At 68.0% G+C, this 20,991-nt stretch carries 14 protein-coding genes and 1 pseudogene; 4 read left to right on the plus strand and 11 right to left on the minus strand.

Annotated features, from left to right (window positions below):
- Positions 1–179: 179 nt before the first annotated feature.
- Positions 180–251: pseudogene (gene arfA, locus AAGA11_08855) on the minus strand (alternative ribosome rescue factor ArfA).
- A gap of 118 nt (positions 252–369) precedes the next feature.
- On the opposite strand from arfA, the gene AAGA11_08860 reads away from it, so the two are divergent.
- On the plus strand, positions 370–2,244 hold the full coding sequence (locus AAGA11_08860; protein MEM9602960.1) for an ABC transporter ATP-binding protein: 1,875 nt from the start codon (positions 370–372) through the stop codon (positions 2,242–2,244).
- 17 nt (positions 2,245–2,261) lie between these two features.
- Positions 2,262–3,386, plus strand: coding sequence for an MltA domain-containing protein (locus tag AAGA11_08865; protein MEM9602961.1), 1,125 nt, complete (start codon positions 2,262–2,264; stop codon positions 3,384–3,386).
- Between the two features lie 8 nt (positions 3,387–3,394).
- On the opposite strand, the gene AAGA11_08870 is transcribed toward AAGA11_08865, so the two are convergent.
- The gene (locus AAGA11_08870) at positions 3,395–4,273 is read right to left on the minus strand and encodes a CoA ester lyase (GenBank protein MEM9602962.1); all 879 of its coding nucleotides are present in this window, start codon (positions 4,271–4,273) and stop codon (positions 3,395–3,397) included.
- A gap of 113 nt (positions 4,274–4,386) precedes the next feature.
- Here AAGA11_08870 and hrpB point away from each other — a divergent pair, with 113 nt between their 5' ends.
- Entirely contained in the window at positions 4,387–6,849 is a 2,463-nt protein-coding gene (hrpB, locus tag AAGA11_08875; protein MEM9602963.1) for an ATP-dependent helicase HrpB, read from the plus strand.
- Positions 6,850–6,893: 44 nt separating this feature from the next.
- On the opposite strand, the gene AAGA11_08880 is transcribed toward hrpB, so the two are convergent.
- The 5 genes from AAGA11_08880 to paaG all read right to left on the minus strand — a co-directional run bounded on the left by AAGA11_08880 (position 6,894) and on the right by paaG (position 13,679).
- Positions 6,894–10,517: an OmpA family protein gene (locus tag AAGA11_08880; GenBank protein MEM9602964.1), complete on the minus strand. Its 3,624-nt coding sequence runs from the start codon at positions 10,515–10,517 to the stop codon at positions 6,894–6,896.
- Between the two features lie 90 nt (positions 10,518–10,607).
- Positions 10,608–11,093, minus strand: coding sequence for a hypothetical protein (locus AAGA11_08885; GenBank protein ID MEM9602965.1), 486 nt, complete (start codon positions 11,091–11,093; stop codon positions 10,608–10,610).
- A gap of 289 nt (positions 11,094–11,382) precedes the next feature.
- Positions 11,383–12,087 (minus strand): hypothetical protein, encoded by a 705-nt coding sequence (locus tag AAGA11_08890; protein ID MEM9602966.1) that lies wholly within the window; start codon positions 12,085–12,087, stop codon positions 11,383–11,385.
- 81 nt (positions 12,088–12,168) lie between these two features.
- On the minus strand, positions 12,169–12,840 hold the full coding sequence (locus AAGA11_08895) for an SOS response-associated peptidase (GenBank protein ID MEM9602967.1): 672 nt from the start codon (positions 12,838–12,840) through the stop codon (positions 12,169–12,171).
- Positions 12,841–12,890: 50 nt separating this feature from the next.
- Positions 12,891–13,679 carry a 2-(1,2-epoxy-1,2-dihydrophenyl)acetyl-CoA isomerase PaaG gene (gene paaG / locus AAGA11_08900; protein ID MEM9602968.1) on the minus strand — a complete coding sequence of 263 codons (789 nt, stop codon included), beginning with the start codon at positions 13,677–13,679 and terminating at the stop codon, positions 12,891–12,893.
- 118 nt (positions 13,680–13,797) lie between these two features.
- On the opposite strand from paaG, the gene AAGA11_08905 reads away from it, so the two are divergent.
- A complete protein-coding gene (locus AAGA11_08905; protein MEM9602969.1) occupies positions 13,798–14,574 on the plus strand; it encodes an enoyl-CoA hydratase in 777 nt (258 codons plus the stop codon).
- Positions 14,575–14,622: 48 nt separating this feature from the next.
- On the opposite strand, the gene AAGA11_08910 is transcribed toward AAGA11_08905, so the two are convergent.
- The 4 genes from AAGA11_08910 to AAGA11_08925 all read right to left on the minus strand — a co-directional run bounded on the left by AAGA11_08910 (position 14,623) and on the right by AAGA11_08925 (position 20,878).
- Entirely contained in the window at positions 14,623–16,422 is a 1,800-nt protein-coding gene (locus AAGA11_08910) for a SulP family inorganic anion transporter (GenBank protein ID MEM9602970.1), read from the minus strand.
- 72 nt (positions 16,423–16,494) lie between these two features.
- The gene (locus tag AAGA11_08915; protein ID MEM9602971.1) at positions 16,495–17,457 is read right to left on the minus strand and encodes a recombination-associated protein RdgC; all 963 of its coding nucleotides are present in this window, start codon (positions 17,455–17,457) and stop codon (positions 16,495–16,497) included.
- 111 nt (positions 17,458–17,568) lie between these two features.
- Entirely contained in the window at positions 17,569–19,221 is a 1,653-nt protein-coding gene (locus AAGA11_08920; protein MEM9602972.1) for an electron transfer flavoprotein-ubiquinone oxidoreductase, read from the minus strand.
- A 244-nt stretch (positions 19,222–19,465) separates the two neighbouring features.
- The gene (locus AAGA11_08925) at positions 19,466–20,878 is read right to left on the minus strand and encodes a sigma-54 dependent transcriptional regulator (GenBank protein MEM9602973.1); all 1,413 of its coding nucleotides are present in this window, start codon (positions 20,876–20,878) and stop codon (positions 19,466–19,468) included.
- Between the last annotated feature and the right edge of the window lie 113 nt (positions 20,879–20,991).

Consider the following 20,991-nt stretch of genomic DNA (forward strand, 5'->3'; position numbering starts at 1 on the left):
TCTTGAGGGCGTGCATGGTGGGGTGTCGGCGGTGAGATTGCCGCTTAGTGTAGTGGGCTGGCGTGTGGCTCGAGTGGGCGACGTGTGCCGCAGAACGGGTTGACGGTGTGCGACGATGACTCGGCAGCCAACCCCACAACGCAAAAACCCCGGTCGTTTGGGTCGAACCGGGGTTTCTGCTGGCGGCGGTAACTGCCTTTGCCTTTTTTGGCCTGTTGCTGTTTGGGCCGAAAGCGGGGTGACATCACCATCGCCTTGGCGCGTCGTCGCGTGTTCACGGTCGGGTTCCTCCTGAAAAGCGGTTCACTGTGCTGAGGGTATCGGCGGCTGGCTGCTGCTGCTGAGGCACACTCGGGTTACCATTGTCGCATGCCCCACACCGCCCGAATACCGCGCCCGATTCGCCGCTGGATGCACTGGGCCGAGTCGCTGTTCGACCCACTGGCAGACTCGCCTCAGGCACCGCCCACGGCGTTGTTTGCCTACATCCGCTGGTCGCTCGCCGGCGCCGAGCGGGCGGTGGGCTTGCAATTGGTCGTCAGTGCGCTCGTCGGCCTCAGCGATGTCGTCGCCGCCTGGTGCATCGGCTATCTGAGCAACCTCGCGGTGCAGGGTGGCCCCGAGGCCTTCTTTGCCGACGCGGCCGTGCCACTGTGGTGGATGCTCGGCTTTGCGCTGGTGGTCCGCCCGGTGCTGATGGTCATGCAGGCCGGGCTGAACACGCTCAGCCTTGGGCCAGGGCTCACCACGTTGAGCTACTGGCGCATCCACCGCTACACGCTCGGCCAGGCACTGTCGTTCTTCGACGACGATTTCGCTGGTCGCTTGGCGCAAAAGGAGCGGCAGGTTGCGACCAGCATCACCGAATTGATGCTCGAGGTGCTCAACGCCGTGACCTTTGCGCTCGCCTTGATCATCGGCGCCGTGTCTGTGCTTGCGGACGCCGACTGGCGTCTGGCTGCCGGGCTTGTCTTGTGGATCGCGTTCTACATCGCCGCGCTGAGTGTGTTTCTGCCGCGGATCCGCGCGCGCGCGAAGGTGCGCGCCGAAGTCTCGGCCAAGGTCAGCGGGCAGTTTGTTGACAGCTTCAGCAACATGTCGACGGTGAAGCTCTTTGCCCACGATGGCCGCGAGGTGCGCTACGCGCGCGAGGCGCTCGACGAAAACCGCCAGGTCGCACTCGATTTCGGCCGCGCGGTGCTGGGTTTGCGTACGGCCCTCGCGTTGCTGGCCGGGTTGATCCCGGTGCTGCTCGTCGGGCTCGCGCTCTGGCTCTGGAGTCTCGGCGAGACCGACGTGGGTGCGGTGGTGATTGCGGCGATGCTGGCAGCGCGCATCGGTGCGATGAGCGGGTGGTTCTCGTTCATGCTGATGGGCCTCTACAACCACATCGGCACGATCGAGGACGGTGTCGGCACGCTGGTCAAGCCGTGGTCACTGACCGACCCTGCCACACCGGCCGCGCTTGAGCGGGTGCGGGGCGATATCGCGTTTCGCGACGTGCATTTCCACTACGGTCGCGACGACGGCGTTGGTTTGAATGGCTTCAACCTGCGCGTGGCAGCCGGCGAAAAAGTCGCGTTGGTGGGGCGTTCCGGGGCAGGCAAATCGACCGTCATCCAGTTGTTGCTGCGCTTGCGCGACGTCGAAGCCGGTCAGGTGTCGCTCGACGGCCTGGATGTGCGCGAGGTCGCGCAGGACGCGTTGCGCGGTTCGATCGCCCTGGTGACTCAACAGAGCGCGATGTTCAACCGCTCGGCGCGCGACAACATCCGCTACGGCCGGCTCGCGGCGACCGACGACGAGGTCCACGCGGCGGCTGCGCAGGCGGAGGCCCACGACTTCATTCTCGACCTCGAGGACGGCAAGGGGCGACGCGGCTATGACGCGTACCTCGGCGAGCGCGGTGTGAAACTCTCCGGCGGTCAACGGCAGCGTATCGCGCTGGCACGTGCCATTCTCAAGGACGCCCCGGTGCTGATCCTCGACGAGGCCACCTCGCAGCTCGATTCGGAGGTCGAAGCGGCGATCCAGCAGGCGCTGGCTTCAAGCATGGAGGGCAAGACCGTGATCGCCGTGGCACACCGCCTGAGCACCATCGCGCGGATGGACCGGATCGTGGTGCTCGACGACGGGCAGATCGCGGAACAGGGCACGCACGCCGAGTTGCTCGAGGTGAACGGGCTCTACGCGCGGTTCTGGCGGCGGCAGTCAGACGGCTTCATTGGCATAGACACACCCTGATGGGGATCGATACACACATGTGGCGCACAGCGAAACGGACGGTGGTGTGGAGTGTGCTGGCGCTGACCGGTTGCGCCGTTGTCGACGCCCCGCGTACACCGGAACCGCACATTGCCGCTGCGGTGCCCTACACGGCGCTCGCGGGCTGGCAGGCCGACGCGTTCGACGGCGTGCTCGACGCCGTGCTCGCGCAGTGTGCGGCACCGTCGACCGCGGGCACGGGTTCGCTGTGTGCAGTCGCGCAAACCGGATTGCCGATCGCCTTGCGCGACCACCTCATGCAGCACTACCGACCGCATGCGGTGCTCGGTGACGCCGGTGCCGAGGACGGCCTGATCACGGGCTACTACGAGCCACTGTTGCACGGCAGTGTCGCGCCGAACGCGCGCTACCGGTGGCCGCTGTACCGTCGCCCACGTGACCTGGTCACCCTCGACCTCGCCGAGCGCTACCCCGAACTCGAGGGGCGGCGGGTGCGCGGCCGCCTGGTCGAACAACGCGTGGTGCCCTATTGGACGCGCGCCGACATCGACGGCCCTGAACAGCCCCTCGCGGGCGACGAGCTGCTCTGGGTCGACGACCCCGTCGACGCGTTTTTCCTGCACGTGCAGGGCTCGGGCCTGGTGGCCCTGGCGGACGGCCGGGTCGAGTCGGTCGGTTACAGCGATCAGAATGGTCATCCCTACCGGTCCATCGGACGGGTACTCGTCGACCTCGACGAGGTTGCGCTCGAGGACGTCTCGTTGTTCAGCATTCGCGCGTGGCTCGCGGACAACCCTGACGCGGCGCAGGCGCTGTTGAACGAGAATCCGAGCTACGTGTTCTTCGAGCGCCGCGGCGATCGCGGTGACGACGGCCCGTTGGGCACGCTCGGGGTGCCGCTCACCGCCGAGCGCAGCATCGCGGTCGACCCGCGTGTGATCCCGCTCGGGTCCCTGGTGTGGCTGGATACCACGCTTGACGACGGCCAGCCCTACCGCCGGCTGATGGTGGCGCAGGACACCGGCGGCGCCATTGCCGGCGGGCCGCGCGCCGACGTGTTCTTTGGCCGCGGTGAACGCGCCGAGCGGCTCGCAGGCACACAGAAGTCCCGTGGCCGGCTGTACGTGTTTCGGCCTGTCGAGTCCGACGGCGGGGGCTGAATGCGGCGTCAGCCGGCGCCGTCACGCGCCGCTTCGCGTTCGGCCCGCAGCACCGTGCGCCGCGCGGCCTCCGCGTGCAGCGCCTCGACCATCTGGCCGTCGCGGTTCGCCACGCTCTCGCCGCGTGCCAGCGCCGCTTCGAAGTGCTCGATCACACTCAGCGCCTCGGTCTGCTGTGCCGCAGAGACCGAGAAGGCCGCGTTGATCGGCCCGAGCTGCGCCGGGTGGATGGCGGCCTTGCCGTCGTAACCCCAGCTCCGAGCCTGGGCGCACTCGGCGGTCAGCGGCGTGAGGTCGCGGAAGTGCGGGTTGACGCTGTCGATCGCATCGACGCCGGCCGCCCGCGCCGCCAGCAGGGTGTTTTGCATCGCGTGCAGAAAGGGCTGCCGGTCGACCGGCCAGGCCGGCAGGCGCAGCGCGGCGCCGAGGTCCTGGGTGCCCAACATCGCCGCCGCCACCTGGGCGTGCGCGGCGAGTGCCTCGGCGGCCGCCAGCACGCCGCGCGGCGTCTCGATCATCAACATCAGCCGTTTGGCGTCGCCGAGCAGCACCCCGGTGCGGTGCACCGACTCCGGGTCGTCGACCTTGGGCAGCACCACGCCGGTCAATGACAGACGGGCAACGGCGCGCAGGTCGTCCTGGCCGGCGCGTGTGTCGAGCGCGTTGATGCGTACCCAGAGCTCGCGGTGGCCGAAGTCGGCGTCGGCGAGCATCGCGGCCAGCTCGGCGCGGACACCGGCCTTGTCGCCGTCGGCGACCGCGTCTTCGAGGTCCACCACCACGCCGTCGGTCGGCAGCGACTGCGCCTTGGTCAGGGCGCGCGGCTTGTTGGCCGGCACGAACAAGAGGCTGCGCCGCAGCGGCTCGGGTGTCGGCTCTGTGGTCATGGGGAACTCGCTTGGCTGGTGGTCCTCGGCGTGCGCCGTGGTGGCGGGCCGCGCCCTATACTGTAGGGCAGTCTCGGGGCGGCTGTCCCGGCCCCCATGAACCCCGTGCCCACGTGACCGACGACGCCGTCAAGCCTGCGGTGCAGGCGATCATCGAACCGCTCCGCCACGCGTTGAGGGCGGGCAATGCCGTGCTTGAAGCCGAGCCCGGTGCCGGCAAGAGCACGCTGATCCCGCTCGCGTTGCTCGACCTTCCGTGCCTGTCAGGGCGTCGTCTGGTGATGCTCGAGCCGCGTCGCGTGGCGGCCCGCGCCGTGGCCGAGCGCCTTGCACACAACCTCGGTGAGCGCCTCGGCGAACGGGTCGGCCTGGTGACCCGCGACCAGCGCGTCCTCGGGCCGCACACGCGTATCGAAGTGGTCACCGAGGGGGTGTTGACCCGGCGCCTGCAGGGCGACCCGACCCTGCAGGGTGTGGGCCTGGTTGTCTTCGACGAGGCCCACGAGCGTGGCTTGCAGGCCGACCTCGCGCTCGCCCTCTGCCTCGATGTCCAGCGCGGCCTGCGCGAAGACCTGCGGGTGCTGTTGATGTCGGCGACGGTCAACGCGCGCGCGGTGGAGACGGTGCTGCCCGCTGCACCCGTGTTGCGCTGCGCCGGCCGTCAGCACGCGGTCGATGTCGTGTGGCTGGCGCAACCGGCGCCGGCGGAGCGCCCGGCTGCGGCGGCCCGCGCGGTGTGCGACGCGCTCGCAGCGCACAGCGGTGACGTGTTGGTGTTCCTGCCGGGGCTGCGGGAGATCCGGGCGGTCGACAGGCAGCTGGCGCCGCGGCTCGACGGGGACACCGAACGGGTCTGGCTGCACGGTACCCTCGACTCGGACGCGCAGCGGGCGGCACTGGCGCCGGCGTCGCGGCGCCGCGTGATCCTGTCGTCGGCGATCGCCGAGACCTCGGTGACCTTGCCCGGCGTGCGGGTGGTGGTCGATCTTGGCCTCGAGCGCCGGGCGGTCTTCGACGCGGCCAGCGGCTTCAGCCGGCTGAGTACCGTGGCGGCCTCGCAGGCGAGCGCCGATCAACGCGCCGGTCGGGCCGGGCGGGTCGCACCGGGGACGTGCTACCGGCTGTGGGGCGAGGCGGCACACCGACGGCGCCCGCCGCACTGGCGTGCGGAGGTGCTCGACGCCGACTTGTGTGATCTGGTGTTGCAGTTGCGTGTGTGGGGCGTCACCGATGCCGCCGCGTTGCCCTGGCAGGACGCGCCGCCCGCGGCTCACCTCGCGCTGGCGGAGGCCACGCTGCAGCGCTGCGGCGTGCTGGGAGACACCGGGCAGGTCACCGCACTTGGCCGGCAGGTTGCCGAGCTCGGGCTGCCGACCCGGCTCGGTGTGCTGGCCGCGGTGGGGTCACACCACGGGTGCCTTGCGTTCGCAAGCGACCTGGCGGCGCAGCTGGCAGAACCGCCGCGCGGCGAGCGCCACGCAGCGGACTTCGCACGGGCACGTGACCGTGCTTCGGTGCGTCGTTTGCGCCGCCGTGTGCGCGAGCGGCTCGGTTCCACGTCAACCGAAACACCGCTGCCGGAGGACGCGATTCTGGTGCGCGCCTTTGCCGACCGCGTCGGTGTCCGCCGCGACAACGCGCCGCAGCGCTACCGCCTTGGCTGCGGGCTCGGCGTGAGTCTGCTGGACGACGACCCGCTGGTTGGCGAGGACGCCATCGTCGTCTTTGAGGTGGGCGGTGAAGCAACAGCGCGCAGCCGCGATCGAGTGGTCCGGCGGGCAGTGGCGATCGATCTGGACGCGGCGCTGGCGCACTGCGGGCACCTCTGCCACACCGATCGCCACTGCGGCTGGGACGATGACGCGGCCCGCGTGGTCGCGCGCGAGCGCGTGCAGCTCGGCGCCCTGGTGGTGCGCGAACGGGCGCTGGGTGTGCTCTCCGACGCCGACTGGTGTGCCGGCCTCATGGAAGCGGTGCGGGTGCGGGGCCTCGGGGTGCTGTCGTGGAACGACGCAGCCGAGCAGCTGCAGGCACGCGTGGCGTTTGCCCGCCGTGTGTTGGGTGATGACGCCGGCCTGCCGGCGCTGGATACCGCCACGCTGATGGCGTCACTGGACACCTGGCTTGCGCCGCGCGTGCACGGCGTGCGGTCGTTTCAGGGTTTGTCGCGTGTGCCCGTCGCGCACGCGCTGCTCGACACCCTGAACTGGGCGGAGCGGCAGCGTCTCGATGCGGTGGCGCCCGTGTCGGTGTCAGTGCCGTCAGGCAGGGCGGCGGCACTGCAGTACAGCGAGTCGGGTGCGGTTCTCGCGATCAAGTTGCAGGAGGTGTTCGGGCTGACGGAATCCCCACGCGTGGCCGCCGGTCGCGAGGCGGTGAGCCTGCATTTGCTCTCACCCGCCGGTCGGCCGCTGGCGGTGACCCGTGACATCGCGAGCTTCTGGTCGAATGCCTACCCGGAGGTGCGCCGCGAGATGCGCGGACGCTACCCCAAGCACCCGTGGCCCGCCGACCCGTTGACCGCCCAGGCGACCGCCAAGACCACGCGCGCACTCGGCGGCAGCCGGCGCTCCTGACCCCGTTGCGGTGCGGCGCCGCGCGTGGCGCCGCAGCGCAGCCGTCAGGGCAGCACGCGGATGTCGACGCGCCGGTTGCGGGCCCGGTTTTCACGCGAGCTGTTCGGCACCAGCGGTCGGTGCTCGCCGAAACCGGTCGCGCGCAGTCGCGTCGGATCGATGCCATTCCGCTGTTGCAGCGACCGCGTGGCGGCGTTGGCCCGCGCGAGCGACAGCTCCCAGTTGGTCGGGTAGAAATCCTGCAGGGCGGCGTTGATCGGCACGTTGTCGGTGTGACCCTCCACGCTGATCAGGTTGTCGCCCGCAGCGAGCACGTCACCCACCTGCTGCATGATGTCGCGGCCTTCGCGGCTCAGCCGCGCGCTGCCCGAGCGAAACAGCGAGCCGTTCGCCAGCTGGATCACGACACTGCCGTCACTGTCGGTCTTGACTGCAATCGCCGGGTTGTCGCCGAGAGCGTCGCGCAGCGTCTGTGCGAGCGAGACGGCGTCAAGCCGCGGTTGCATCAACTGGGCCGCGAGCGAGTCGTTGCCCGCTTGCAGGCTGGCCAGCTCTGCCCGCAGCGCGGCGTCCTCGGCCTTGGCTGCAGCGATCGCCTCCTCGAGCGACTGCACCGAGCCCTGCAGGGCGCTCACTTCGGCCACGCGTTCGGCGATGGTCGCGTCGCGCGCTGACACCGTGTCGTTGAGGTCAGCCCGCTCTGCGGTGAGCGACGCGACACTCGACTCCGTCGACGCGAGTTGGCTTTGCACGGCCTCGAGGTCCGACAGCCGCGCGTTGAGCGTGGCGGTGGTGTCGTCGAGTGAGGCCTGCAGCGCGGCGGCCTGTTCCGACAGCGAGGCGTTTTGCGCCGTCAGATCGGCCACGCTTGCCTCGAGGCTCGCGCGTGTGGCCTCGAGGTCACTGACGCTCGACTGCAGTGACTGAATCTCGGCGCCACTCTGCTCGGCGCTCTGGGCGGCGCTGGCCGTCGCATCGGTCAAGGCCGTTTGCGAGTCGGCCAACTGCCCCCGCGTCTGATCGAGTTCGGCGCTGACGCTCTCGAGCGTTGCCTGCGCTGTGCCCAATTCGCCCTGCAAGGCATCGCGTTCAACGGTGAGCTCGTCGAGCGCGGCGGTGGTCGACGCCACTTGCGTTGTGAGGTTCGAGACCTCGTCGCTGAGCGACGTCACCTGAGCGAGCGCGTCGTCGCGTTCGCCGACGGTCGGGCGCAGGGTTTCGACTTCGCTGGTCAACGCGGCGTTGGCTGCGTCACGCTCACCCAGTGCGGTGTTGGCCGCCGTGAGGTCGGTCTCCAGCGTGCGCTTCGCCTCGGTCAGCGACGCGACCTCGGCCTGCAGGGCCGTGGCCTGGGTTTCGAGCTCGGCGATCTGACCCTCGAGCGCCGTGGTCATGCCAGTGGCGTCTGCCTCGATCGCGTCCTTGGCCGACATCAACGAGGCCAGCTCGAGTTCCAACGACTCGGCCCGGGCGGTCATGGCGTCGATGTGCTCGGCCGCCGCGTCGCGCGCTGCAACGGTCGTTGCCAGTTCGCCCGCGAGGCTGTCGCGCTCGCCGGTCAGCGTCGCAATTTGCGTCTCGAGGGTGCTCGCCGTGTCAGCCGCGTCAGCCTCGAGCGACGCCTTGCTCTCCGTCAGGGCCGCGAGCTCGGCTTCGAGCGCCTGGGCCTGTTCGGTCAGCGCGGCCACCTGTTCGGTTGCCGCATCGCGGGCTGCCGCAGTCGACGCGAGCTCGGCGCTGAGGGTATCGCGCTCGGTCGTCAGCTCGGCTATTCGGGCTTCGAGTTCGGCTGCGGTGTTGCTGGCGTCCGTTTCGATGCTGGCCTTGCTTGCCGCGACTTCGGCGAGCTCGGCCTGCAGGGATTCGGCCTCGGCGGTCAAGGTTGCGACCCGCGCGTTGGCCTCGTCCCGGGCGGCCGCCGTGGTGTCGAGCTCGCTGGCCAGCGCGTCGCGCTCGCCGGTGAGTTCGGTGATTTGCGCTTCGAGCACGCTGGCCGCGTCGCTGGCGTCGGTTTCGAGTGTCGCCTTCGCTGTGGTCAGGCTGGCGAGGTCGGCCTGGAGGGTTTCGGCCTCAGCGGTCAGGGTGGAGACCTGCTCGACCGCGGTGTCACGGGCGGCGGCAGTGGCTTCGAGCTCGGATGTGAGTGCGTCGCGGCTCGCGGTGAGTTCGGTGATTTCCGCCTCGAGCCCGGCGACGGTCGAGGTGAGCTCGCTGATCTGCGACTCGGCGGCGTCGGCCGATGCGCTGGCGCTGCTCTGTGCCTCGTCGAACGTCACCTGCAAGGCGTCGAGGGCGGCCACGGCGTCGTCCTTGGCGGCGGTGGCCGCACTGAGCTGTGCCTGGGCGCTGTCGAGTTCGGACGCCGTGGTGTCGAAGGCGCCCTGCAGGGCCTGCAATTGGGTGTCGGCTGACGCCTGCAGGGTCTCCAGATTGGCGCTGAGCTCGCTCTGCGCGGTGCCGGCGGCGTCCAGATCGCTCATCAGCTGCGACGCGGTGGCATTGAGCTCATCGCGCTCTGCGGTGATCGCGTTGACGTCCTGTTGCAGGCGGCTGATGTCGGCTTGAAGGGCCTCGCGCGCGCGCACCAAACCATCGCGTTCTTCGGTCAGGCTCTGCACCTGCCCCTCGAGCGCCGGAATGGTTTCCTGCATCGCCACACCGAGCTCGGCGGTCAGCGCGTCGGTAGCGGCGGCGGCATCGGCCTGGCCCTGCTCAAGCTGCCGCGTCAGCAGTTCGATCTGGGACTGGTGGTCGGTGGCCTGCTCGGCGGACTGGTTTTCGAGGTTGGCGAACGCGGTCGACAGGTCGTCGAGACGAACTTCGAGGTCCTGTTTCTCGCCCCGGGCGAAGTCGAGCTGGTTGTTCAACAAACCGAACTCGTCGGCGCGGGCGTCGAGCGAAGTCTGAAGGCTCGCGGCGCTCTCGCGCGCCGCGCCGAGTTCGGCGACGGTCGCGTCGAGCTCGGACTGGGCTGCGGCGAGGGCCGACTGGGTGTCCGCCAGGGTAGCGTTCAGTTGATCGCGCTCGCTCATCAGCGTGTCGAGCTGGGCCTGCGCTTGGGCTTGTTCGGCTCTCAGGCCGTCGATCGCCTCGAGCGACGCCGCGGCGTTGGCCGTTTGCGCATCGAGCTCCGTCTTGAGCGTGCCGATCTCGGCCGTGAGGGCCTCCGACGCGGCTGTCATCTCAGCGAGCGAGGCCTCGTGCTCGGCCACCAGCGAGGTGCGCTCGGCGACGGCAGTTTCGAGGTCTGATTGCAGTTGAGCTGCAGCCTCCTGCGACGAGCTCAGGTCAGTTTGCAGCGTCACGACGTTGGCTTCGAGCGGCGCGATGGTGTCGTCGATCAGGGCGGTGCGTTCCTGTTCGAGCCGGTCGCGATCGGCGCTCACCTCGGCCAGGGTTTCGGCGGGTGCAGCCAACTCGGCCTGCGATTCAGAGAGCGCGCTCGCCGATTCGCTTTGGGCGGACAGCGCGTCAGCGAGGTCGGATTCCAGGGTCTGCGCGCGGGTGTTGACGCTCTCGAGCTCGGCGTTGAGGTCGGCGACCTTGTCGACGTCCGGGCTGGTGCAGAAACGCACCGTGATCGCCATGAGCAGGACCGCGGCCGCGGCCAGCGCTGCGGGTGTCAGGGCCTGAAGCACCCCGCGTTGTTTTCGTGGGCCGTGAGACATGGTGAAGGTCCTCTGCGTTGTCACGGTGAAATGCATGTGTTGCGTGCGTGGCGGCGTCGAGCGCGGCGTGTCGGTGCGTGGCGGCTGCGCCTACGCGAGTGACACAGCGCCCTTCTTGCTGCCGGAAATCTGTTGTGCGGCACAACTGACCGGTTCGCCTGCTGCAGCGGCGGGCGAGGCGCCCGCGGCGGCTTCGATGGCCGAGTCGGCGGCGTCGGTTGCGGTTGCGGCGGCACTGGACACGGTCTCGCCCGCGAGCTCGACAGCCTCTGTTGCGGTGTCAGCGAGCGTGCTCGCGGCCTGCGATGCGGCATCGGTGGCCGCGTCAACCGCGCCCTCGGCCTGCGAGGCCACGGCCGATGCCGAGTCGCCGACGTTCTCAACCGCGTCGGTTGCGGCGCGCTCGGCGGCGTCGATCTTATTGTCAACGGTCGTCGTGATCGCCTCGGCGGCGTCGTTGGCGGCGGTCTCGGCGCCACCGGTCGACACTGTGGTGGTGTCGTCGGATTTCCCCATCAGAAGTTTCAGCGCGACCAGGACGATGGCCGCGATGATGACCCAAAACCACATACCCATGTCAGCAGCTCCCGAGCGTGACACGCACGACCTGGTGGTGCCGCAGAGCCGTCATGACGACGGCGGCAGGCACGCCCGGCGCACGGCGGCAGCGCGTCGGAGACGCGGTCGCGGCGCTTCGGTGCAGGTAGCGTTGTCTCAGTTGTCCCAGAGGGTTTGGCGCGGGATCGCGCCACTGTTGTATTGCGAACCGCGCCATCAGGTTATCCGATCGCGTCGACGCGATAAAGCGGGTCAGCGGCCCCAAGGCGTTCAGATGACGGGGTTTTCTCTGCGGCCGCGCGTCCATTCAGCCGCCACCGCCCCGGAGCGTGAGGGTTTCGACGACGCGCATGCGTGCAGTTGACACGTTGGCAAGGTCGACGCGCAGGTCGCGGATCGCGTCCGCGTTGTCGGTGTCGCCGACCACGGTCGCGGTGGTCCCGGCGTAGTCCACCTCGATGCGGTCGAATTGACGTCGGTAGCGGTTGACGATCAGGACGAGGTCCATCCAGGCGTCGTCGCCGGCGGGGTTGACGCTCAGGTCGAACTCGCCTCCGAGCAGCGCCTGCGCGCGGGCACGCGCGGCTCGGCTGGGCGCGTCGCCGGCGAGTTGCATGCCGTCGCGGGTGGCGAAAATGCGGCTGGAAAAGCGTGCGCCGTCGTCGAAAGTGGCGCGGTCGCCACCCTGGCGGACACCGACCGTGCTCACCGTGCGCACGCCCGGAATGGCCATCAACGCGCGTTGGATGGTTTGCAGAGCGCCGGTGGCCGGCACCGTGCCCTCGAGCAGCAGGTCACGGCCTTCGGCGACCACGGCCAACGCGTGCCCCGGTCGCGCCGACAAGGCCGATTGCGCGCCTGCGAGCACCCCGGCCTGAATAACCGGCGCGTGGCGGGCGTGCGTGTAGCGGGTCAGGGCAGCCAGCGCGAGAACGGCGAGCAGCGCAAGGCAGAATCGGTAGAGCATCGGGTCAGCGGCGATCAGCGGTGACCCCGACGCTACCCCAGCCACGCAACCGCACTCAAGTGCGATGGCGGACCACAGCCGGCGTGGCACGGCACAGGCCTCTGACCTGTCACGGCGCTGATACGGCTAGCTGCCGAAGAGGTCGGGCGTGAACGGCTCGGTTTCCGCCGGGGCCAGACAGTTGGCTGCGTCGTGCTTCGCGTTGTTGACGTGGGAGGCCACTGCGCACGCGGTCAGGACACCGGATGCGGGCACGCTCAGCAGACCGCGCCAATCACCGTGCAGCCAGCGATCGGCCTCGCTCGGCCGGAGCAACAGCGGCATGCGGTCGTGGATACCGCGCATGTCGCTGTTTGCCGCCGTGGTCAGCGTGGCCGTTTCAATGCGGCCGTCAGGGTCCCGGCGCCAGAGGCTGGCCATCAGCAGGGCTGAATCGGCGCTGTGGCTGAAATGGTAGGCCTGCCGCTCGGCGCCGCGGCGAGCCCACTCGTAGAAACCCGATGCCGGCATCACCGCACGGTGGACGCCAACGTGGTCGCAGAACAGCGGTTTGGTGTCGATGCTCTCCGAGCGGGCGTTGAAGACGTCGCGGGACGCGGCCTGGGTGCGCACGCGGAACCCCCAGCGGGCGCGTGCCCACCGAGGTTCGGCGGTGTCGTCGCCGAGCAACACCGGCACGCTCGTCGAGGGGGCCACGTTGTAGCGCGGCAGGTCGTCGCCCTGGAACAGCGGCATGCCGATCTGGGCCATGAGGTGTCGGATCCCGTCGAGGTCCGAGAGATTGAGCCTGCCGCACATGGCGTTACCTCGCGCGCGGTCGGCCGGCTGGCGCCGACCGGGTGGTGAGATCAGTTGCCGGTGAATCGCGCCGGGCGCTTCTCGTTGAAGGCCCGCACGCCCTCGCGGAAATCGCTGTTGTGACTCAGCGCCCGCTGGCTGTCGCGCTCGAGGTCGAGCTGCTCCGGCAGGCTGTTGTTCCAACTGCAGGCCATCAGCCGTTTGGTCAGCGCAAGCGCCGCGGTCGGCCCGGCAGCCAGGCGTTCTGCGAGTTGCTCGGTGGTGGCGACCAACGCGTCGTCGTCGACGACCTGGTAGATCAACCCCCAGTCGGCCGCAGTCTCGGCGTCGAGTTTGTCGCCTGTCAGCGCGAGCCCGAGCGCACGGGCAGGGCCGAGCAGGCGCGGCAGGAACCAGGTGCCCGAGCAGTCGGGCACCAGGCCGACCTTGCTGAACGCCTGGATGAAACTCGCTGAGCGGGCGGCGATGACGATGTCGCAGCACAGCGCGAAGTTGGCGCCGGCGCCGGCGGCGACGCCGTTGACAGCTGCGACGACCGGGATGTTCATGCCGGTGATGCGGTTCACCAACGGGTTGTAGTGTTTCTCCAACGCCGCGCCAAGGTCGATCGGTTCGGGCGAATCGATGTCGACCGCGCCGAGGTCCTGCCCGGCGCAGAAGCCCCGACCGCTGCCGGTGATCAACAGGCAGCGCACCGTGTCGTCGGACTGGATGTCGATCAGCGCATCGGCCAGTTCGTTGTGCATGCGTTCGTTGAACGCGTTGAGCTGTGCCGGTCGGTTCAACACCAGGCGCGCCACGCCCTTGGCCTTGGCGAGCACGAGGGTTTCGTAGTGCATCGGTCAATCACAGTGAGGCGGTTCGCCAGTGTACCGCAGACCGCGCCGCGGTCCGTGCGCTGGCCCGCGTGTCCGTGGCACACTTGCAGGCCCCCCTGATGTCCACTGGAGCGCTGTGATGGCGTACGAGACCCTGATTGCCGAAACCCGCGGAAACGTCGGGCTGATCACCTTCAACCGGCCCAAGGCGCTCAACGCCCTGTCGTCACAGTTGATGACCGAGCTCACCGCCGCGCTCGACGCCTTCGAGGCGGACGAGAACGTCAGGGCGATGGTGATCACCGGCAGTGAGCGCGCCTTCGCGGCCGGTCTCGACATCACCGAGGTCAAGGACCTCGACTACATGGATGCCTACCAACGCAACCTGATCACGGCGGGCTGGGAGCGGCTCGCCTCCTGCCGCAAACCGGTCATTGCGGCGGTGGCCGGCTACGCACTCGGCGGTGGCTGCGAGGTTGCGATGATGTGCGACATGATCTTTGCCGCCGACAACGCGGTGTTCGGGCAGCCGGAGATCAAACTCGGCGTGATCCCGGGCGCGGGCGGCACCCAGCGGCTGACCCGCGCGGTGGGCAAGGCCAAGGCCATGGACATGGTGCTCACCGGCCGCAACATGAAAGCCGAGGAGGCCGAACGCAGTGGTCTGGTCGCACGCGTGGTGCCGGTGGACGCGTTGCTCGATGTGGCGCTCGAGGCCGCCGCCACGATCGCGAGCTACTCGGCGCCGATCACGATGATGGCGAAGGACTGCGTGAACGCCTCGCACGAAATGGGGCTCAGCGAGGGGGTGCGGCTGGAGCGGCGGGTGTTTCACGCCTGCTTTGCCACCGAAGACCAGAGCGAAGGGATGGACGCGTTCGTCTCGAAGCGGCCTGCCGAGTTCAAGCACCGCTGAGCCGCGGCGCGCGGGGCGGCGGGCCGGCCCGCACCGGCGAGGCGCACGTCAGCGCCTGCCTTCGTCCTCGGCGTGCGTGCGCAGCCCGCCCGGTTGCGCCTCCGGCAGCGGGGCCGACAGCCCATTGCATTCGCGGAAAATCTTCAGGGAACACCGTCGGCAGATGGCGAGATCGAAGCGCTTGCTGATGTCCCGCAGCGCGTAGGTCTTGGAATCCATGAGGTTGTGCTCACCGATCTCCTCGACCACGTTGAAGCGCTCGAGGCTACGCACCACTGGCGTGTGCAGGCCCACGAGGACCATCGAGCCGTCCATCTTCTGCCGTTTTTCCGCCTCGCGGGCGAGCAGCTCGGCGCCGGCCAGGTCGACGAAGTTGATGCCGTCACACACGACCATCAGGTGCCGTTGTTGCGGGTCGCGCTTGCGCAGCACGTCGAGCTCGCCCTCGACGTGGTTGACCGCGCCGAAGAACAGTGACCCGCCGACGCCGGCAATCTTCAGTTGTGGGCACTGCGGCAGCTTGTGTTGGTCGGCGTTCTCGATGCGGCGTTTGGGCGCGTCCTGATTCGGTGCGAGGCTCTCGACCTCCGGGTGTGAGGTGCGGTTGAGGTAGAGCAGCAGCGACAGCAACACACCGCCGTAGACGGCGAACTCGAGCTCGAGGAACAAGGTCGCGAGGAAGGTCGCCACCAACACGGACCACTCGTGGATGCCGGCGCGAAACACCTTGCGTATTTCAGGCAGGTCGATCAGACCCCAGGCGACGATCAGGATGATGCCGCCCATGGCTGGGAGGGGCAGGTAGCGGGTCCAGTCGGCGACGAACAGGAGCATCAACCCCAACCAGATCGCGGCGAAAATCGCCGACAAGGGCGTGCGTGCGCCCGCGGCGTAGTTGACCCCCGAGCGCGTAAACGAGCCCGAGCCCGCGTAGGCCGAGAAAAAACTGCCGACGACGTTCGACATACCTTGGCCGATGAACTCCTGATTGCCCTCGATGCGCTGGTAGCTCTTGACGGCGATCGATCGGGAAATGGACACCGCTTCGATCAGGCCGAGGATCGCCACGGCCAGTGCCGAGGACCCGAGCGTGCGCAGCATGTCGAAGGACAGTGGCGGCACGCTGGGCAAGGGCAGGTGTGATGTCAGGGGCCCGAGCAGGGTCACGCCGTGCGCGGTCGCGTCGGTCAGCGCTGTGGCGAGCGCGCCGGTGACCATGCCGATCAGGAGGTGAGGCAGGCTGGGGTTTATCCGTTTGACCGCGATGGCGGTCACGGCCGTGGTGGCCGCGATGCCCAACACCCAGGGGTTGATGGCACCCGCGTGCTCGACCACCTGCGCCCAGGTGCCGACGAAGTTCTCGCGCGGCAGTTCGAGTCCGAAAACGGTCTTGATCTGACTGGTGAAGATCAGCACCGCGGCGCCGGTGGTGAAGCCGACCACCACGGTGTGGGAGACAAAATTGACCATGCTCCCGAGGCGCGCCAGCCCGAAGACAAGCTGGTAGGTGCCCGCCATCAGTGTGAGGGTCAGAACGGCGCTGATGTAATCCGGTGTGCCGGGGTCGAAATAGGGCGATACGGTGGCAAACACCACGATCGAGATGGCGGTGGTCGGTCCACTGATCAGGTGCCAGGACGACCCGAACAGCGCGGCGATCACCGGCGTGACCATCGCGGTGTACAACCCGTATTCGGGCGGCAACCCGGCGATCAACGCGAAGGCGACGCCCTGTGGCAGCACGATGACGGCGTTGGTCAGCCCCGCCAGCAGGTCGGCGCGTACGGTGTTGCGGTTGACGAGCGGCCACCAGCGCAGTGCCGGGAAGAGCCGGATAAAAGGGTTCACGCGGACGGGCCCGGTGCGGCCTGCTGCTCAGGGCAGCTCATGGGTTGTGTGGTGGCGAGGGCCTGCATTGCCTCAGGCCGGCTCCTCGGTGGCAGTCCGTTGTGCCGCGCCGCTGCGCGCGTTGGCCGAGGTTGACGACGGCGTCGCCTCGCCTCCGAGCGCCGCCAGAACGTCATCGCAGACCGCCAGCGCAGTGTGCGAGAACAGCGCAAAGTCGGCGTCGAATCGGGCGGCCTCGTCGTCGTCACGCTCGTCCTCGTTGAGTGTGTCCGCAAACTTCAGTTTGCGCACGATGAGGTCATCGCCCAGCACGAAGCTCGCCTGTTCACGCCAGTCCAGCCCGAGACGGGTGACGCGTTTGCCGGCGTTGAGGTGCGAATCGACCTCGGATCCCGTCAAGGTGTGCCGGCGCAGGCGCGCGACCGCCCCGGCGTCGGGGTCGGTCAGCTCGCACTCGTCACCGAGTGCGAAGTGGCGGGGCAGGCCGCCCGGACGCGCGAGCCAGCGGGTCATGTGCTCAACGGGGTCCGATGTGGGCTCGGGCGGACGGATCCGCAGGCTGCCGAGGGCGTCGCGCAACAGCCCCGTGACGGCCTCGGCGCGCACGACACTGGCGCTGTCGACCAGCAGCCAGCCGCGCCGATCGTCGATCAGCACGGAGATGTCAGCGTGGCGGGTGAAGGCGCGCGGCAGCAGCTCGAGGGTCACTCGTTCGCGGAGTGTCTCGCGTTCGTTTTTGCCCATCTTGCGGCCGTGTTGGTCCTCGAAGTCGCTGATCGCGTAGCGCATGTGGTCGCGCAACACGCTCGCCGGCAGCAGCTTGGTTTCGCGCCGGGCGTTCAGCAGCACACGCCCCTCGGCAGCGTGTACCAGCTCATCGTGGATGCCGGCTGCGGGCAGGTGCCAGCCGAGCGTCTCGGCGTCGAACTGGCCACAGGGTTGCCAGGTGTGGTCGGCGAGTGCCTCCGCCAGGGCTTCCGGGCTGAGGCCGATCGGTTCGATCAGGCGGTAGAGACAGAGGTTCGACAGTTTCATGGCTTCGGCTAAAAAAAAGACGGGCCAACTCGATCGAGTTGGCCCCGGTGTGGCCGTGTGCGGCGGCGTTGACTGGCAGCGGGCGCGTAGCGCCGCGCACGACGGCTGTTCCTACATGGAGGAGTAGTTGGGGCCGCCGCCCCCTTCAGGGGTCACCCATGTGATGTTCTGGCTGGGGTCCTTGATGTCGCAGGTCTTGCAGTGCACACAATTCTGCGCGTTGATCTGGAAGCGCTTCTCGCCGCCGTCCTCGACCACTTCGTACACCCCGGCCGGGCAGTACCGCTGAGCGGGCTCGGCCCACTTTTCCAAGTTTACACGGATGGGCAGGTCGGGATCACGCAATTGCAGGTGAACCGGCTGGTCTTCTTCGTGGTTGGTGTTGGAAAGAAAAACCGAGGACAGCTTGTCGAAGCTGATCACGCCGTCCGGCCTGGGGTAGTCGATCTTGAGCGCAGTGCTGGCAGACTTGAGCACACTGTGGTCCGGTTCCGTGTCCTTGAGCTCGAATGGCATTTTGCCCTTGAACACGTTCTGATCGATGTAGTTGTAGGCGCCGCCGAGCCAAGTGCCAAACTTGTGCATCGCGGCGCTGAAGTTCCGCGTGCTGCGCAGTTCCTGCCCAGCCCAACTGTTCTTGAAGTTCTCGTCGTACTCCGACACTGTCGCACCTCCGGCGTCGCCGTTTGCGAGGCGCGCGAACAGGGTCTCGGCAGCGACCAGTCCCGACTTCATCGCCGTGTGGCTGCCTTTGATCTTGGCGTCGTTCATGGTGCCCGCATCGCAGCCGATCAGCAGCGCCCCGGGCATGCTCATGCGTGGCAGTGCATTGAACCCGCCCTTGATCAGCGCCCTCGCGCCGTAGCTGGTGCGGGTACCGCCCTCAAGGTGCTGTTTGAGCACCGGGTGATGTTTGAGCCGCTGAAACTCGTCGAAAGGACTGAGGTAGGGGTTCTCGTAAGACAACGCAGTGACCAATCCCACCGAAATGAGATTGTCCTCGAGGTGGTAGAGAAAGAACCCGCCAGCGGCGCCGTTCTCCGACAGGGGCCATCCGGCACCGTGAACGACGAGGCCGGGTTTGTGTTTGTCGGCCGGCACTTCCCAGAGCTCCTTGATGCCGATGCCGTAGTGCTGCGGTGTGCGACCTTCGCTGAGGTTGTACTTCGCGATCAGCTCCTTACCGAGGTGTCCACGGCAGCCCTCGCAAAAAACCGTGTACTTGGCGTGCAACTCCATGCCGGGCTCGAAGCTGTCCTTTTGTTCGCCCTCACGGTTGACGCCCATGTTGCCGGTCGCCACGCCCTTGACGCTGCCGTCCTCGTTGTACAACACCTCGGCCGCGGCGAAGCCCGGGAAGATCTCGACGCCGAGGGACTCGGCCTGCTCACCGAGCCAGCGGCACACGTTGCCCAGGCTGACAATGTAGTTGCCGTGGTTGTGCATCGGCGCCGGGACCATCCAATTGGGCGACTTGAAGGATGTCTCCGCACCGGTGAGGAAGTAGACCTCGTCTTCGGTAACGGCGGTCTTCAACGGCGCACCCCGCGCCTCCCAGTCAGGGAAGAGTTCTTGCAGCGCTGTCGGTTCGAGCACGGCGCCGGAGAGGATGTGGGCGCCGACTTCGGAACCCTTCTCCAGCAACACCACCGTCAGCTCCTCGCCGTTCTCCTCCGCGAGCTGCATCAACCTGCAGGCGGTGGCGAGTCCGGCCGGACCGGCGCCGACGATGACGACGTCGAACTCCATCGATTCGCGTTCCATGGTGCGATCCCCATAGCGTGTGCCAAAAGCGCATTATAGAGTTGGCAAGGCGTCGGATGCGGGTAAAAACGTCGCATAGCCGCCTAAATCCGGCCTCGGCTTTCCGACACCCGAGGGGCGCTGGCACCGCGTACTCGCGTCGGCGATCCGACGCCATGGAGGCTCGGACAGCCGTCGGGCCGTGACGTCGGACTGCGTGTTGATTCCCGGACGCGTGGTGCCGTGTGGACCACGCGCGTGGTGGCTAGCGGCCGCGTTCGGTGCCGATGTCGATCTGGTATTTTTTCATTAAGCGGTACAAGGTGACCCGTGAGACGCCGAGTTGCTGCGCGGTCTCGGTCACGTTGTGGTAGTTACGGTGCAACGCCACGCGGATGTAGTCACCCTCGGCTTTGATACGGGCTTTCTCGAGGCTGATGATGCCGGTGTCGCTCTCCTCTTCGAACTCGAGGTCGGCGGGCTGGATCAGGTTCGACTTGGCCAGGATCATGGCCTGTCGGATGCGGTTGCGCAGCTCTCGGATGTTGCCGGGCCAGGCGTAGCGGTGCATCGCCGCCATTGCGGCGTGGGAAATGCCCTTCACCCGACCGCGGCGATCACCGGTGAAGATCCGAAAAAAGTGCTCGGCCAGCAGCTCGAGGTCGCCGTTGCGGTCGCGCAGCGGCGGCAGCGACACGCACAGCACGCGCATGCGGTAGTACAGGTCCTCGCGGAACTGGCCGGACTCGACCATCGCTTCGATGTCGTCCTGAGTGGACACCACCAGGCGTGGCGCGCAGTCCAAACGGGCACTGGAGTTGACCCGCGAGAAACTGCCGGTCTCGAGAAAACGCAGGATGCGTGTCTGGGCATCGGCGTTGAGGCTGGTGATGTTGGCGAGGTGCAGTGTGCTCTCGTGTGCGGCTTCGAGCACGCCCACGCGTGACACCTGGCGCACACCGTCAGATGTGATGCGTTCTTCACCAAACAACTCGATCTCGAACATCTCGGTCGGGATCAGCGAGCAGTCGAGCTCGAGGTACTCGTTCGCGGACTGCTCTGACAGGGCGTGGATGGCGCGCGCGGCGATCGACTTTCCGGTGCCGCTCTCGCCCATGATCAGCGTCGGGGCGTTGACCCGTGCGGCGCGTTGCAGCGACTGCAACACCGCGTGCATCGCAGGACAGTCGCCAATCAGGTTGACCTCGCCGAGGTCGACGAGCTGCCGAGGCACCGTGGTGGGCTGCAACATCGCCATGCCGAAGGCGTGGCCGATGGTGCCGGCCAGGGCATCGACGTTGACCGGGTGGGTGTGGAAATCGTGAAAATGCTGGCCGATGGTCTCGACGAATTGCGGGTTGCTCTTGAGCACCGGCGGCACGATCGCGATCCAGTAGAGTGCGTGGTTGGCAAACAGCTTGTGCAAGGCGTTGTTGCTGTCGGACGAAAACCCGTCGATCGATGCCACGGCGACGCGAAAGTCGCCCTCACTGAGGCGTGTACTGGCCTCGTCGGCGCTCTCGCAGACTTCGACGTCCCAATCGGCGGCGCGAAGCGACTCGATGGTGGGCGCGTCGGCCGACCCGGATGACAGGAAGAACACGCGCCGCGGCAGCTCGCTGGCCAGGACAGGCGAGGGCGTCGTGTGAGAGTGTTGGTCGAGTTCAGTCGTGCTCATCGGGCAGTTCCCGTCTGGTTCAGGTGTCAACGCGCCGCAGCGCATCCCCGGCCGCGCGTGTCACGCCGTGGCCACCCCCCGCCCAACGCACCGCGGCACGGCGTGTCCGTGTC

The sequence above is a fragment of the Pseudomonadota bacterium genome (assembly GCA_039196715.1).
Classification (GTDB): Bacteria; Pseudomonadota; Gammaproteobacteria; order CALCKW01; family CALCKW01; genus CALCKW01.

Coding starts and splice junctions, on each gene's coding strand:
- AAGA11_08860 (MEM9602960.1), top strand. CDS start 370: ATGCCCCACACCGCCCGAATACCGCGCCCGATTCGCCGCTGGATGCAC.
- AAGA11_08865 (MEM9602961.1), top strand. CDS start 2,262: ATGTGGCGCACAGCGAAACGGACGGTGGTGTGGAGTGTGCTGGCGCTG.
- AAGA11_08870 (MEM9602962.1), bottom strand. CDS start 4,273: ATGACCACAGAGCCGACACCCGAGCCGCTGCGGCGCAGCCTCTTGTTC.
- AAGA11_08880 (MEM9602964.1), bottom strand. CDS start 10,517: ATGTCTCACGGCCCACGAAAACAACGCGGGGTGCTTCAGGCCCTGACA.
- AAGA11_08885 (MEM9602965.1), bottom strand. CDS start 11,093: ATGGGTATGTGGTTTTGGGTCATCATCGCGGCCATCGTCCTGGTCGCG.
- AAGA11_08895 (MEM9602967.1), bottom strand. CDS start 12,840: ATGTGCGGCAGGCTCAATCTCTCGGACCTCGACGGGATCCGACACCTC.
- paaG (MEM9602968.1), bottom strand. CDS start 13,679: ATGCACTACGAAACCCTCGTGCTCGCCAAGGCCAAGGGCGTGGCGCGC.
- AAGA11_08905 (MEM9602969.1), top strand. CDS start 13,798: ATGGCGTACGAGACCCTGATTGCCGAAACCCGCGGAAACGTCGGGCTG.
- AAGA11_08915 (MEM9602971.1), bottom strand. CDS start 17,457: ATGAAACTGTCGAACCTCTGTCTCTACCGCCTGATCGAACCGATCGGC.
- AAGA11_08920 (MEM9602972.1), bottom strand. CDS start 19,221: ATGGAACGCGAATCGATGGAGTTCGACGTCGTCATCGTCGGCGCCGGT.
- AAGA11_08925 (MEM9602973.1), bottom strand. CDS start 20,878: ATGAGCACGACTGAACTCGACCAACACTCTCACACGACGCCCTCGCCT.